Source organism: Burkholderia sp. SCN-KJ (assembly GCF_024656005.1).
GTDB lineage: Bacteria > Pseudomonadota > Gammaproteobacteria > Burkholderiales > Burkholderiaceae > Burkholderia.
This window is the reverse complement of sequence record NZ_JANKOG010000046.1, coordinates 1-13,181: the sequence shown is the minus strand read 5'-3', so window position 1 is coordinate 13,181 and position 13,181 is coordinate 1. Positions and strand designations below refer to the sequence as shown.

Genomic DNA, 13,181 nt, shown 5'->3' with positions numbered 1-13,181 from the left:
CTCGGGGTTCGGTGCTCAGCCGAGCGTGGACTGCATTGCGCGCTCGATATCCGCGCGCAGGTCGGCTTCGTCTTCGAGACCGACGTAGAAGCGTACCAGCGTGCCGCGATGCGGCCAGTCCGGGCGCATCGATGCCACGTCGTAAGGCATCGCGAGGCTGCACGCGCCGCCCCAGCTCCAGCCGATCGCGAACAGCTCGAGCGCCTCGACGAAACGATCGATCTTCTCGGCACTGTAGCGCTCGTCGAACACCACCGAGAACAGCCCGCCCGCGCCGGTGAAGTCGCGCACGAACGATGCGTGCCCCGGACAGTCCGGCAGTTGCGGGTGCAGCACGGCCGCGATCTCCGGGCGCGCCTTCAGCCATTGCGCGAGCGCGAGCGCGCTCTTGCTGTGCGCATCGAAGCGCACCTGCATGCTCGGCAGGCTGCGCAGCACGAGCGAGCAGTCGTCGACCGACACGCCGATCCCGCAGCGCATCCGGGCGAGCTTCAGTTGCGCCTGCAGCGCCGCACTCGCGGTGATCGTCGCGCCCATCAGCACGTCGCTACCGCCCGATTGATACTTGGTCAGCGCCTGCACCGAGATGTCGACGCCATGCTCGAACGGCTTGAACGCGAGCCCGGCCGAATACGTGTTGTCGATCGCGGTGACGATGCCGCGCGCCTGCGCGACCGCCGTGATCGCACGCACGTCGGGCACTTCCATCGTCACCGAGCCCGGCGCCTCGATCCAGATCAGCCGCGTGTTCGGCTGGATCAGGTCGGCGATGCCGGCGCCGACGAGCGGATCGTAGAAGCGCGCGGTGATGCCGAAATCCTTCGCGAGCCAGTTGCCGAGATCGGCGTTCGGCCCGTAGACGTTGTGCGGGATCAACACGTCGTCGCCCGCCTTCACGATCCCGAAATAGACGTTCATGATCGCCGCGAGACCCGACGGCTGCAGCAGCGCATGCGAGCCGCCTTCGATCTCGGCGAGCCGCTGCGCGAGCGCGAGCGACGTCGGGGTCGCATGCAGCCCGTAGCGCCACTGGTTGTCGTCGTGCCAGACCAGCGCGCGCATCGTCGCGAGATCGGGGAACACGACCGTCGACGCACGCTCGACCGGCGGCACGAACGAACGGAAGCCATCCGGGATGTTGTCGTCGGGTTGAACGATGCGGGTCTGGAGTGCGCGCTTCGGAGTGGATGCAGTCATGGCAGGAGGCCCGGAGAAAGGCCGTTCGGTTGCGGAATAGGTCGCTAGGTTAGCCAAAATCGGCGCGGTTGGCCCGGTACAATGCGCGCCGCATGCGCCGAGCCAGCGCGCGCTCAGTCGTCGGTGCGCAGATTGACGACGTTGCCGACCGTCTCGATTTCCTGCACGCGGCCGTCGCGTACCTGCAGCGCCGCGCGCTTGCCTGGCGCCAGGCGCAACACGACGGGTTGCGGATCCGATTCGTCCGAGTTCATCCGGTCGGCCTTCAGCTCGCCCGTCGCGTCGAAGCGGCCGATCCACACGCCCGTGATGTTCGTGCCGTCGTTCGATTCCTCGATCTCGAGCGTGTCGCCGTCGCGATCGCCGGCGAGCAGCACCACCTCGCCCGTGTCCGCGAACTGGTATTCGCCGTGCACGCCTTCCTCGTCCGTCTTCGGGCCGAGATGCACGACGATCGGCCGATCGCCGAGCGTGCCTTCGTAACGCGGCAGGCGGGCGAATTCCGGATTGGGCCGCAGCGGCCGTGCGGGCGCCGCTTCATCCTGCTGCGCGCCCGGCGCGGCGGCCTGTGCCGCGACCACGCCCGGCATCGCGAGGCCCGCCGCCAGCGCGCCAGCAATCACCAGCGCCCGTTGCCATTGCGAATATCGACCCACCTTATGTTGCTCCTTGCTTCAGATTCGCTCGAAAATCGCGGCGACATGCTGCGCGTCGCCGCTGCACATCGATCGCCACGCGCACGTGGCGACCGCCGATGCTCAAGCGCCGAGCGCGGTACGCACACCGCTCGCCAGCCGTTCACGTCGCCCGTCATCCGGGCGTTCGAGTGAACACGTCGCGTAGCCGGCGTGCGAGAGCCGCGTCAGCCCTGCATCAGGCGTTCCACCGCGTCGCGGCGCGGAATCGGCGCGACCGCGCCGTAGCCGGTCGTCGACAGTGCCGCCGCCGCGTTCGCATAACGCGCGGCCGCGAACGGATCGTCGCCTGCGACGATCCGCGCAACGAACGCACCGCCGAAGCAGTCGCCCGCGCCCGTCGCGTCGACGGCTTCGACCGCGAAGCCCGGCACCACGCGCCGTTCGTTCGGCGTCGCCACGTACGCGCCTTCCTTGCCGAGTTTCAGCGCGACGACCCGCGGCCCGTGCTCGAGCATCGCATCGACGATCGCGTCGCGGTCGTTCGCACCGGTGAGCGCCGTGACGTCGTCCCAGCTCGGCAGGCAGATGTCCGTCTGGCGCAGCGCTTCGCGCATCACCGCGCGGGCACGCGGCAGCGGCCACAGCTTCAGGCGCAGGTTCGTGTCGAAGCTGACCTGCGCGCCGTTGCTGCGCGCGTGGTCGATCGCCGCGAACGCGGCGTCGCACGCGGCCGTGCCGATCGCGAGGCTGATGCCCGACAGGTGCACGGCCCGTGCCGCGGCCAGCGCATCGAGCGGCAGATCGGCCACCGCGTAGCGGCTCGCGGCGGAACCCGCGCGCAGATAGTCGAACTGGTGGCCGTCAGCACCGTGCGTGACGAAATACACGCCGGTCGGCGCCGTGCGGTCGATCCGTACGTACGTCGTATCGACGTGCTCCGCCGCCCACATCTCGGTCAGCAGGCGGCCGAACGGATCGTCGCCGATCGCCGACACGAAGCCCGTCGACGCGCCCTGGCGCGCGGCGGCGATGCAGAAGTTCGACGTGTCGCCGCCGAAGCCTTGCAGGAACTCCGGCCGGCCCGGCTGCGACTGGTTGAATTCGATCATCGCCTCGCCGAGCGCGAGGATCTGCGGCAGTGCGGCGGTCATCGCTTAAACCTCGCCCCACAGGTCGTGGCCGTCCGCGCCCGTGATCTTCACCGACACGAAATCGCCGACCTTGTAGCGCTTCGACGCCTTGGTCGCCGGCTCGACGTAGACGACGCCGTCGATCTCCGGCGCATCCGCCGCCGTGCGGCCGATGCCGCCTTCTTCGCCGACTTCGTCGATCAGCACCTTGAGGGTCTTGCCGACCTTGCGCTGGATGCGCTGCGCCGACACTTCCTCGGCCACTTCCATGAAGCGCGCGCGGCGTTCTTCGCGCACCTCGTCCGGCAGCGCGCCGTCGAGTTCGTTCGCGGTCGCGCCTTCGACCGGCGAATACGCAAAGCAGCCGACGCGATCGAGCTCCGCCTCGCGGATGAAGTCGAGCAGCGTTTCGAACTGTTCTTCCGTCTCGCCGGGGAAGCCGGCGATGAACGTGCTGCGGATCGTCAGGTCCGGGCAGATCTCGCGCCACTTCTGCACGCGCTCGAGCACCTTCTCGGCGTTCGCCGGGCGCTTCATGCGCTTCAGCACGTCCGGATGCGCGTGCTGGAACGGCACGTCGAGATACGGCAGCACGTGGCCCTTGAACGGGCCTTCGGCCATCAGCGGAATGACTTCGTCGACGCTCGGATACGGGTACACGTAGTGCAGGCGCACCCATGCGCCGTACTGTGCGGCGAGTTCGCCGAGCGCGGCGACGAGGTCGGTCATGCGCGTCTTGATCGGCTTGCCGTTCCAGAAGCCGGTGCGGTACTTCACGTCGACGCCGTATGCGCTCGTGTCCTGCGAGATCACGAGCAGTTCCTTCACGCCGGACTTGAAGAGGTTCTCGGCTTCCAGCATCACTTCGGCGACCGGACGCGACACGAGGTCGCCGCGCATCGACGGGATGATGCAGAACGTGCAACGGTGGTTGCAGCCTTCGGAAATCTTCAGGTATGCGTAGTGACGCGGCGTGAGCTTGATGCCGGCCGCCGGCACCAGGTCGGTGAACGGGTCGTGCGGCTTCGGCAGGTGCGAATGCACGGCCTGCATCACTTCGCCCACCGCGTGCGGGCCGGTGACGGCGAGCACCTTCGGGTGGACTTCCTCGATCAGGTTCGAGCCGCTCGCGCTCGACTTCGCGCCGAGGCAGCCGGTGACGATCACCTTGCCGTTCTCGGTCAGCGCTTCGCCGATCGCGTCGAGGCTTTCCTGCACGGCTTCGTCGATGAAGCCGCAGGTGTTCACGACGACGATGTCGGCGCCGTCGTAGGTGCCGGAGATTTCATAACCTTCGGCACGCAATTGCGTGATGATTTGTTCGGAGTCGACGAGGGCTTTCGGGCACCCGAGCGACACGAAGCCTACTTTGGGGGACTGGGACATCTGGATGTGTGGGGGCGTGGCGGCAAAAGCGTGAGTTTACAGCTATTTATGGGTCAGCGAGGCAAAAACGGCGGTTGGTGGCGGTGCCAGCGGCCTGCTCGAATGAGCTGGCCGGCGGCTGGCCGACTCCGTCGCGCTTGATGCGTCCCTTTCAGTTCGGGGCGAATGGGGGTGGTCTCCGTCGCCGGCACCAGCGCCAAGGGCCTCGCGGGTGTTCCCTGCGCGTAGCCGGGATTGCCACATGCCGAACACGTCCGCCGTGCGCGGAGGGTCGGATCCATCGAGCCGAGCCGAGTTGGGCCTAACCCGTTTCGGCCTTGCGTCGTTACCGACGCGGACGCAGTTCCCCCAAGCTCGTCACCGACGGCATCACCGTCGCGTCGACAGCACCAACCTAGGGGCTCCTTGCAGATGGAAAGTCGGCGCCGATCGGCCGCACATCCACTTTCGCCCCGCTTCTCGGCCTGACCACCGTGTTCGGCGGTCATCCTCGACATCTGTTGGCCACCCACTAACCGACCTAACCATCATGCCCGATCACTACCTTGCCGAAATGAGCCTCGCCCTGCAGATTGCGATAAGCGTCCGGCGCTCGCCAAACGAAAAGCGCTCCCCGATTACCGGACGCAGACGATGCTGCTCGATGGCCCGATTCATTGCTTCGAAACTTGCCCGGCTGCCAGCGTGTACCGAAACGACGGTGAAATCGCGCACGATCATCGTTCAATGCATTCGCGCGCACGCGAACCAGAACCTGATTGACTCCGTGTCCGGGTCGGCCGCCCGCTGAATTTGAAGGAAGTGGCGCTCGCGTATCCGCCACCGGATCCGTTGCATCAATTGATCGACGTGTTCGACGCGCCGCTGTGCTTCGATCAGCCGGTCAACTCGTTCAGCTTCCCTGCTCGTCTGCTGAACCATAAGGTGGTCCGTTCGTATTCCGAGCTGGAAGCCATCATCGACTACTTTCCATTCGATTTCGGTCTGGCAGCGATTCCCGACGCCTGCTATTGCTCGACGCACTGCAGCACCGAGGGGGCGCACCCAGCTGCGAAACCGTGGCACAACTATTCCCTATAAGCACGGCGACACTGCGTCGGCGCCTGCGAACCGAGGACAGCTCGTACGGCGCATTGCGCGCGCTGTTTCCGCCGTCTGCGAACTCTCCAGTGCGATATCGCCGAAGTAGTCCATTTGAATGAAGATTTGCAATCGTCATTGAGGCAGCCTGTCCGCACGTTCCTGAGTAAAGATGGACACACATCGAAGGAGTAAGCAGATGGGTACGATTGCAGTGACGGGAACCGCTTCCGGCATCGGAGCGGCAACGCAAGCGCGCCTGGTCAGTGAAGGGCATCGAGTCATCAGCGTCGACCGTCACCAGGCCGATGTTGTCTGCGACCTGGGTTCCGAGCCGGGTCGACGGTTCGCCATCGAACGCATCAACGCGCTTTCGGACGGTCGCCTCGACGGCCTGGTGACCTGTGCCGGGGTCGGCGGCTTCCCGCATCGTCGTGGCGCGGAAGTCGCCGCGATCAATTACTTCGGCACGGCCGTTCTGTTGTCCGGACTGAGGCCGGCTCTCGCGGCGTCGGGAAACGCGTCGGTCGTCGTCATCAGTTCCAACTCGTCTACGGCCCAACCCGGGTGGCCCGAAGCACTGGCCGCCGCGTGTCTGTGCGGGGATGAAACGCTCGCCTGCACGATGGCCGACACGTTCGGACCCGTATTGACCTATCCCGCGACAAAGGCCGCGATTGCCCGATTTGTCAGGCGTTTGGCGCCAGGGAAGGACTGGATCGGAAGCGGAATACGATTAAACGCGATTGCACCGGGATTGATCGAGACGGCGCTCACGACTGAAGGTCGTAGCGATCCCGACATCGCACGTCAGCTCGACGCCTTTCCGATACCCGTTGGCCGCCCGGGAACACCTGAAGAAGTCGCCTCGCTCATCGCGTTCTTGCTCGGAACGGAGTCCCGATTCATGTGCGGCTCGGTGATCTGGCTCGACGGTGGCACGGATGCCCTGCTCCGGCCGGACGACTGGCCAGTGCCGATGCAGTTGGCGTGAGCGAGGCTGGCGGATGAGCGCAACGTAATCAAAATGCGTCCTGAAAACGGTGTTGTTAAGGATGACATATTGTTTTCAGCATCGATTGTCAAACAGCGCCAGATGCTGATGTGCTATGCCGTTCGGCTCGTAACCAGCTATCGAGCCCGCACGCCGACATCGATCTGAATGAGTTCATACGCCTGTCCGGCGTTCGTGCCCAAGCAAACGGTATGAAAATCCCGAGGGGCATGGACTTCCTCTTTGTGGATGCAACTCATGATGCTCACGCAAAAATCCCGGCGCTCATTTCTCAATGGAAGACCGTCGGGGCGCTTGAAAGCGAAGGCAAGCTGCGTTTCTCAGCCAAACTTCAGTCAAGTCGTAGCGGTTTGATCGGGAAGAGTTCGATCGTGATGGTCGAGGCCACTCGCGAAATCGGCGATACCAAGACGACCGAGCGGCGTTACTACGTGTCGAGCTTGCGTCCCAATGCAGCGCGCATCGCGCCGGCCGTGCGGGCGCATTGGCGTATCGAGGACAGCATGCATTGGGTGCTGGACATGGCCTTCGGCGAAGACCAGTGCAGGGTTCGCGTCAACAACGCCGCCCAGAACTTTGCGATCCTGCGTCGCATCTGCCTGAACCTGCTCAAAGCGGATACGACGACGAAGGCCGGCATCAAGAACCGACGCCTCAAAGCGCGCGCCAGCGACGGTTACCGCGCTGCTGTTCTCCGTTTGTAACGTTTCATGCGATTGCCCTGGATACACCGGGCTCTGCCCCAAAAATTCGAACTCGTCTCATTTCACGATGATTGGGGCGCGAAGTAGCATCGCACATGAATCGCCCTGCCCCAAGCGCATTGCCACATCGGGTCGATTTTGGCTCACGAGGCCGCGCTACCGTCGATGTCACGCCATCGGGCCGCATGAGCATATCGATCGCGGTCGCGCGTCGATCCCCTTTACCCTGGAACGGGATGCCGAATGAAGGTCACCACCTTGCGCGCGCTCGCGCGCCGACTTGCGCTGTTGGTCGCCGTACCGGCCTCGATGAACGCCGAGGCCGCCACGCCCACGACCGCGGAACCGGCACGGCAGCATGCCGCACGAGTCAACGCGGGCCGCTGGCCCCCGAATCTCTTTGCGTGCGACAGGCTGCCCGATCGCGCGTCCATTGCCATCACGCTCGACTGGGCCACCGACGACAAGTCCAGGTTTTCCTCCGGTGCTTCAGCGTCCGACGGTCTCCTGCCTACGTTGATCGCCGGCAAACCCCAGGGCGATGCGCCATCGAGGAAGTCCAAGCCCGACAATCGCTTTCAGGTGATCTGCACATTCAACGGAGAGCGCGCCGTCTGTCGCTACGCATCGACGGTCAAACAGCGTATGGCCGTCAACGGGCGCATCATGGCAGCGACGTCCCCGCAACGCGCCATCGGTCAACATGCATCGGGAAATATGAAGAACTTCACGTTCGCCGCGCTCGACCCATGGCAGGTCAGGCAGGTCAACTGACCGCCGAGCCAGCGCCCGATCTTCCGCGTTCATCCTGCCTACACGAAAGGAAGTTCCATGTCAGTACGACGTTTGATATGCACCGGGCTCTCGCTGTGCCTGTTGATTGCAGACACAGCGATGGCCCGACCCGTCGACGTAGCGGGCTTTACCCATGTCCGCTCCCTGGGCGGTATCGACGAATACCGCCTGGATGCCAACGGTCTGACCGTGCTTGCCCTGCCCGATCCCGCTGCGACGGTGGTCAGTTTCCAGGTGTTGTACCAAGTGGGTTCACGCAACGAAGCCGCCGGCACGACCGGCGGCACCCACCTGCTCGAACACCTGATGTTCAAGGGCAGCCGTCACTACAACAAGGCGCTCGGCAACTCACTGAACAGCTACATGGAGCGAGTGGGCGCGACCTTCAACGCAACCACCTCGATGGACCGTACCAACTACTTCGGCACGCTCGGGCGCGATGCGCTGGAAGGCTACATCGCCATCGAGGCCGACCGCATGCGCAATCTCCTGCTGCGCCCGGAGGATCTGGCCAGCGAGATGACGGTGGTACGCAACGAGTACGAGCGGGGCGAGAACCGCCCTTTCACCGCATTGTTCCAGCAGGTCATGGCGACTGCTTACCAGGCACACCCCTATCACCATCCCACCATTGGCTGGCGTAGCGACATCGAGCATGTGAGCGTGGACAAGCTGCGCCGTTTCTACGACACCTACTACTGGCCGGACAACGCAGTCGTCATCCTGGTCGGCGATTTTCGGCCGGACCACGCGTTGGGCTGGGTCAGGCAGTACTACAGCGGCATCCCGCGCGCGCCCAAGGCCATCCCCGCTGTCACGACCGAAGAGCCACCGCAGCAGGGGCCGCGAAGGCTGGTGCTCAAACGCGCAGGCGCAACGGGCAATCTGATCATCGCCTTCAAGGCGCCGCGCGCGCTTGACCCCGATGCGGCGGCCCTGACCGTACTGAGCCTGGTATTGAGCCAGGGCAAGAGCAGCCCGCTATATCGCGCGCTGGTTGACACCGAGGTTGCCACGCATGCCGGCGCCAGCTTCCATGCGCTGCGCGATCCCGGTCCGTTCGTGGTGACGGTCAGCCTGCCGCCCGACGCGAAATACGAGCAAGCCGAGAAAATCGCCTGGACCGAACTGGAGCGCATCAAGACCGAGGGCGTCACTCGCGAGGATATCCAGCGGGTACTCGGGCCTTACCGAGCCGATCAGATCTACCAGCGTGACGGCGTCAGCTTGACGTCCGCCCGATTGGGCAAAGCCGTCTCGCTGGGCGACTGGACACGGTTCGTCACCGAGCTTGAAGAACTGGAGAAGGTGACGCCCGTCGACGTGCAGCGCGTCGCCCGCAAGTACCTCATCGAAAACCAGAGCACGACCGGCTGGTTCGTCCCGGAGCAATCTTCATGAAGCAGGTTCGATTCAACCATCTGCGGACGTGGTTCGTGTGGCTTGCCGTGCTGTGGCTGCCTGTTGCGGCTCAGGCAGGCATCGCCGACCGCATCGTGCGCGCGCAGGCCGGCAGCATCACGCTGCTGACGTATCCGATGTCGCCGCATGAAATGGTGTCCCTAGCCGGCGTAATGCCCCTGGGCGACGCCGACGCGGCCAGCAAGACAGCCAATCCTGCCGTGCCCCTGCTGACCGGCATGTTGCTGCAGGAAGGCAGCGCCCGTCGCGACAAGGTGGCGATCTCCGCGCTGCTGGACAGCCTGGGCGCGCAGTTGTCGTTCCAGTCCGACGGAGGCTACGTCGGCATACACGGCCAATGCCTGACCAAGGATTTGCCGACACTGATCGACCTGATGGCCGAGCAGTTGCGCCTGCCGGCCTTCAGGCCGGAGGAGCTGGCCAAGGCCAAGACCCGGCTGGAGGCCGCGGTCCGTAACGCCGGAGAAAACCCGTCGGTCCGGGCCACGGAGGCGCTGCATCGGTCCATTTATCCCGATGCGCACCTCAACGCCCCGGTGCCGCGCGAGCGGATGCTCGAGGCCATTGCCGCTGCCACGCTGGACGATATCAAGACGTTTCATCGAACCTATTACGGACCGGCGCATATGACACTGGTGATAGTGGGCGGAGCGGACCCGGGCCGCCTTCAATCCATGGTGACCGAGGCCTTCGCGGGCTGGAGCGGTGGCAAGGCCCTCGTGCGACAGGGTCCGCCTCCCAAGGCGAGCCAGGCCGACACGCAGCGAATCGCGATGAAGGACAAGGCATCCATCAGCGTGATGCTGGGTCAGGCCATCGACCTGCGCGCGAACGATGCCGACTACCTGCCCCTCAGCGCGGCCGTCAACATCCTGGGCAACGGCTTCACCGGCCGGTTGATGACAGGGGTCCGAGACAAGGAGGGCCTCACCTACGGCATCCGTGCCGGCCTGTCCGGACTCTCCCTGATGGACGGAGGATTCGTCATCACCAGCAGCTTCGCTCCGCCCCTGCTGGACAAGGGCGTCGTCAGCACGCGCCGCATTCTGGATGCCTGGTGGAAACAGGGCGTTACCCAGGCGGAGCTGGATGCACGCAAGGACGGCATGATCGGCCGCCATCAAGTCTCCATGGAAACCACCGGGCAGATGGCCGCCATGATTGCCCAGACGGTGCTCCAGGACCGCCCGCTGAGCGACCTGGACACCTATGCCGAGCGCATCCGCGCCTTGACCGTCAAGCAGGTCAACACCGCCATCCGCACATACCTGGCCCCCGACAAGATGACGTTGGTGGAAGCCGGCACGTTTGCAGAGAATTAACCACCGCCTCGCTTCGTTCCGCGCCGCGCCCGGCTTCGGCCGGGTCGCTGCCATCGCACTGCCACGCATCTCCAACGGGAGGCTCTCTGCAGCGCTCGTGAGAAATCCTCGACGAGTGCGCATTCCGGTGACCCGTTGCCCGGCGGGTCAGCACGATCTGCAACCGCCGGCGCACGGCAATCGCCCCGGACGCAACCCGCCATTATGCGAGAATCGAAACCTCCAACCGCTTCACTCCACCCACGACGGGGCTCGCATGACCACCCACATCACGATCGAATTCACCGAACACGCAGCAGAAGCCATCGGCGAGCAAACCAGCACCAGTTTCTCCTACGACCAGGGCGCCCACGTGCCGCAGCCTGGCGATTTCGTCGAGATCGAGAACTCGCAGCAGACGTTCCTCGTGATCGGCCGCGTGTTTTCGCTGAAGGCGAACTACTGCGCGGTGAAGCTCGTGCTCGACCTGCCGCCGGCGGACGATCAACAGGATTTCGATCGCGCGCTTTGAGCGAAGCCGGCGCGCTATGCCGGCATTGAGGCGGCGCGTCGTCGCGCCGTCCGACACAACGGCGGCCGCCCGCGCCAGCGCGCGCACGATCAGGTGCGACATGCCCCGCTTGTATTTCGCTGCTTGCCTGGAATTCGATCGACCGGACGACGGTCACGCCCGCCCCCACCCAGGGGCACGGGCATTCGGTGCCGACGATCAGGGACGACCGTCGGCAACATCTCGCGGCAGCGAGCCACCAATCATCGTCGTGCCCGGGCACGCGACCGGCCGCATCACACCCGCCGCACGTCGCGGCACCGACGCCCGACGGCTCGCGCCGCCGCGGCCGGCCTGCCGCGACATCGTTACTTCTTCTCCGGCTCCGGCGTGCCCGGCTGCTTGAACGGGAACGTGCTGAACATCGACTTCGCCTGGTTCTGCATCTGCTCCTGCATCTGCACGAACATGTTCTTCGACTGCTCGATGTAGCTCGTCATCATCCCTTGCATCATCGGCGCCTGCATGTTCATGAACTGCGACCAGACTTCCGGATTCATCGCGTTGCCTTCGTACAGGTTCTTCGATTGATCCGCGAGCTTGTTCTGGATGTCAATGAACGCCTGGATGTTCTTTTCCAGGTACGTGCCCATCATGCCCTGCATCGCATGACCGTAGAAACGAATGATCTGCGACAGCATCGACGACGAGAACATCGGCACGCCGCCGCTCTCTTCCTCGAGGATGATCTGCAGCAGGATGCTGCGCGTCAGGTCTTCGTTCGATTTCGCGTCGACGACCTTGAAGTCCTCCTGTTCCAGCACGAGTTGCTTGACGTCGGTCAGCGTGATGTACGTGCTCGTCTCGGTATCGTAGAGCCGGCGGTTCGGGTACTTCTTGATGAGCCGCTCGGCCGTTTTCTTTGTAGTAGTCATGTAACGCCTTTGGGTGCAGCGTAGCGCAAGTGACAAATCCCCGCCTCCCGGATCCGGGAGGCGGGGGCCTTCGGAAACGCCAGGCTGCACGGCCGGTCCGGCCTGCGCAGCCCGGACGTTCAGCCCATGTGCAGGCCGCCGTTCAGCGAGAAGTCGGCGCCGGTCGAGAAGCCGGAATCGTTCGACGCGAGCCACGCGACGATCGAGCCGATTTCCTCCGGCGCACCGAGACGCCGCACCGGAATCGTCGCGACGATCTTCTCGAGCACGTCCGGACGGATCGCCTTCACCATGTCGGTGCCGATGTAGCCGGGCGACACGGTGTTGACCGTCACGCCCTTCGTCGCGACTTCCTGCGCGAGCGACATCGTGAAACCGTGGATGCCGGCCTTCGCGGTCGAATAGTTGGTCTGGCCGAATTGGCCCTTCTGGCCGTTCACCGACGAAATGTTGATGATCCGGCCCCAGCCGCGCTCGACCATCCCGTCGATCACCTGCTTCGTCACGTTGAACAGGCTCGTCAGGTTGGTGTCGATCACGGCCGTCCAGTCTTCATGCGTCATCTTGCGGAACACGACGTCGCGCGTGATGCCCGCGTTGTTGACCAGCACGTCGATCTCGCCGACTTCGGCCTTGACCTTGTCGAACGCTGCCTTGGTCGAGTCCCAGTCGCCGACGTTGCCTTCCGACGCGATGAAATCGTAGCCGAGCGCCTTCTGGTCCTCGAGCCATTTCACCCGACGCGGCGAGTTCGGGCCGCAACCCGCGACCACCTTGAAGCCGTCTTTCGACAGACGCTGGCAGATGCTGGTGCCGATGCCGCCCATCCCGCCCGTTACGTACGCAATTCGCTGAGACATAAATCTCACTCCATTTTTTGGTTTCGAGAGCCGCCGGAGGCCCCTCTGACTTCACGTGGCACCGGCCGAAGCCGCAATCGGCCGGCGCCCGGATTGGTTTGGCAGTGACGAACGACCGGTTACGGACGTTCGACCGCGAGCGCGACGCCCATCCCGCCGCCGATGCACAGCGACGCCAGCCCGCGCTTCGCATCGCGCTTGGCCATT

Annotated in this window: 14 protein-coding genes; 8 read left to right on the top strand and 6 right to left on the bottom strand. The window is 64.6% G+C overall.

Annotation, left to right across the window (positions count from 1 at the left end):
* Positions 1-15: 15 nt before the first annotated feature.
* The 4 genes from NQV17_RS36070 to rimO all read right to left on the bottom strand — a co-directional run bounded on the left by NQV17_RS36070 (position 16) and on the right by rimO (position 4,351).
* Positions 16-1,197, bottom strand: coding sequence for a cystathionine beta-lyase (locus NQV17_RS36070; RefSeq protein ID WP_257775909.1), 1,182 nt, complete (start codon positions 1,195-1,197; stop codon positions 16-18).
* A 113-nt stretch (positions 1,198-1,310) separates the two neighbouring features.
* Positions 1,311-1,853 (bottom strand): hypothetical protein, encoded by a 543-nt coding sequence (locus NQV17_RS36065; protein WP_044848903.1) that lies wholly within the window; start codon positions 1,851-1,853, stop codon positions 1,311-1,313.
* A gap of 206 nt (positions 1,854-2,059) precedes the next feature.
* Complete coding sequence (locus tag NQV17_RS36060) at positions 2,060-2,986, bottom strand: sugar kinase (RefSeq protein ID WP_257775908.1); 927 nt, start codon at positions 2,984-2,986, stop codon at positions 2,060-2,062.
* A 3-nt stretch (positions 2,987-2,989) separates the two neighbouring features.
* A complete protein-coding gene (gene rimO / locus NQV17_RS36055; protein ID WP_257775907.1) occupies positions 2,990-4,351 on the bottom strand; it encodes a 30S ribosomal protein S12 methylthiotransferase RimO in 1,362 nt (453 codons plus the stop codon).
* 529 nt (positions 4,352-4,880) lie between these two features.
* Between rimO and NQV17_RS36050 the strand changes: the two genes are divergently transcribed.
* From NQV17_RS36050 to NQV17_RS36015, 8 genes are all read left to right on the top strand, one after another.
* The gene (locus NQV17_RS36050) at positions 4,881-5,141 is read left to right on the top strand and encodes a hypothetical protein (protein WP_257775906.1); all 261 of its coding nucleotides are present in this window, start codon (positions 4,881-4,883) and stop codon (positions 5,139-5,141) included.
* 11 nt (positions 5,142-5,152) lie between these two features.
* Positions 5,153-5,431 carry an AraC family transcriptional regulator gene (locus tag NQV17_RS36045; RefSeq protein ID WP_257775905.1) on the top strand — a complete coding sequence of 93 codons (279 nt, stop codon included), beginning with the start codon at positions 5,153-5,155 and terminating at the stop codon, positions 5,429-5,431.
* A 199-nt stretch (positions 5,432-5,630) separates the two neighbouring features.
* A complete protein-coding gene (locus tag NQV17_RS36040; RefSeq protein ID WP_257775904.1) occupies positions 5,631-6,425 on the top strand; it encodes an SDR family oxidoreductase in 795 nt (264 codons plus the stop codon).
* Between the two features lie 230 nt (positions 6,426-6,655).
* Positions 6,656-7,150 (top strand): ISAs1 family transposase, encoded by a 495-nt coding sequence (locus NQV17_RS36035; protein WP_257775903.1) that lies wholly within the window; start codon positions 6,656-6,658, stop codon positions 7,148-7,150.
* Between the two features lie 243 nt (positions 7,151-7,393).
* The gene (locus tag NQV17_RS36030; RefSeq protein WP_257775902.1) at positions 7,394-7,924 is read left to right on the top strand and encodes a hypothetical protein; all 531 of its coding nucleotides are present in this window, start codon (positions 7,394-7,396) and stop codon (positions 7,922-7,924) included.
* Positions 7,925-7,981: 57 nt separating this feature from the next.
* Entirely contained in the window at positions 7,982-9,346 is a 1,365-nt protein-coding gene (locus NQV17_RS36025) for a pitrilysin family protein (RefSeq protein ID WP_257775901.1), read from the top strand.
* Positions 9,343-10,689 (top strand): pitrilysin family protein, encoded by a 1,347-nt coding sequence (locus NQV17_RS36020; protein ID WP_257775900.1) that lies wholly within the window; start codon positions 9,343-9,345, stop codon positions 10,687-10,689. Before NQV17_RS36025 ends, NQV17_RS36020 begins: the two co-directional genes overlap by 4 nt.
* 256 nt (positions 10,690-10,945) lie before the next feature.
* Positions 10,946-11,200 (top strand): hypothetical protein, encoded by a 255-nt coding sequence (locus NQV17_RS36015; RefSeq protein WP_257775899.1) that lies wholly within the window; start codon positions 10,946-10,948, stop codon positions 11,198-11,200.
* A gap of 347 nt (positions 11,201-11,547) precedes the next feature.
* On the opposite strand, the gene phaR is transcribed toward NQV17_RS36015, so the two are convergent.
* Entirely contained in the window at positions 11,548-12,114 is a 567-nt protein-coding gene (gene phaR, locus NQV17_RS36010; protein WP_006478701.1) for a polyhydroxyalkanoate synthesis repressor PhaR, read from the bottom strand.
* A gap of 119 nt (positions 12,115-12,233) precedes the next feature.
* Positions 12,234-12,974: a 3-ketoacyl-ACP reductase gene (locus NQV17_RS36005; protein ID WP_044848894.1), complete on the bottom strand. Its 741-nt coding sequence runs from the start codon at positions 12,972-12,974 to the stop codon at positions 12,234-12,236.
* Between the last annotated feature and the right edge of the window lie 207 nt (positions 12,975-13,181).

What these genes read in the sequence shown, in the direction of transcription:
- NQV17_RS36050 (WP_257775906.1), top strand. Translation starts at nt 4,881, where the DNA reads ATGCCCGATCACTACCTTGCCGAAATGAGCCTCGCCCTGCAGATTGCG.
- NQV17_RS36020 (WP_257775900.1), top strand. Translation starts at nt 9,343, where the DNA reads ATGAAGCAGGTTCGATTCAACCATCTGCGGACGTGGTTCGTGTGGCTT.
- NQV17_RS36005 (WP_044848894.1), bottom strand. Translation starts at nt 12,974, where the DNA reads ATGTCTCAGCGAATTGCGTACGTAACGGGCGGGATGGGCGGCATCGGC.
- rimO (WP_257775907.1), bottom strand. Translation starts at nt 4,351, where the DNA reads ATGTCCCAGTCCCCCAAAGTAGGCTTCGTGTCGCTCGGGTGCCCGAAA.
- NQV17_RS36070 (WP_257775909.1), bottom strand. Translation starts at nt 1,197, where the DNA reads ATGACTGCATCCACTCCGAAGCGCGCACTCCAGACCCGCATCGTTCAA.
- phaR (WP_006478701.1), bottom strand. Translation starts at nt 12,114, where the DNA reads ATGACTACTACAAAGAAAACGGCCGAGCGGCTCATCAAGAAGTACCCG.
- NQV17_RS36015 (WP_257775899.1), top strand. Translation starts at nt 10,946, where the DNA reads ATGACCACCCACATCACGATCGAATTCACCGAACACGCAGCAGAAGCC.
- NQV17_RS36030 (WP_257775902.1), top strand. Translation starts at nt 7,394, where the DNA reads ATGAAGGTCACCACCTTGCGCGCGCTCGCGCGCCGACTTGCGCTGTTG.
- NQV17_RS36025 (WP_257775901.1), top strand. Translation starts at nt 7,982, where the DNA reads ATGTCAGTACGACGTTTGATATGCACCGGGCTCTCGCTGTGCCTGTTG.
- NQV17_RS36040 (WP_257775904.1), top strand. Translation starts at nt 5,631, where the DNA reads ATGGGTACGATTGCAGTGACGGGAACCGCTTCCGGCATCGGAGCGGCA.
- NQV17_RS36035 (WP_257775903.1), top strand. Translation starts at nt 6,656, where the DNA reads ATGGACTTCCTCTTTGTGGATGCAACTCATGATGCTCACGCAAAAATC.
- NQV17_RS36060 (WP_257775908.1), bottom strand. Translation starts at nt 2,986, where the DNA reads ATGACCGCCGCACTGCCGCAGATCCTCGCGCTCGGCGAGGCGATGATC.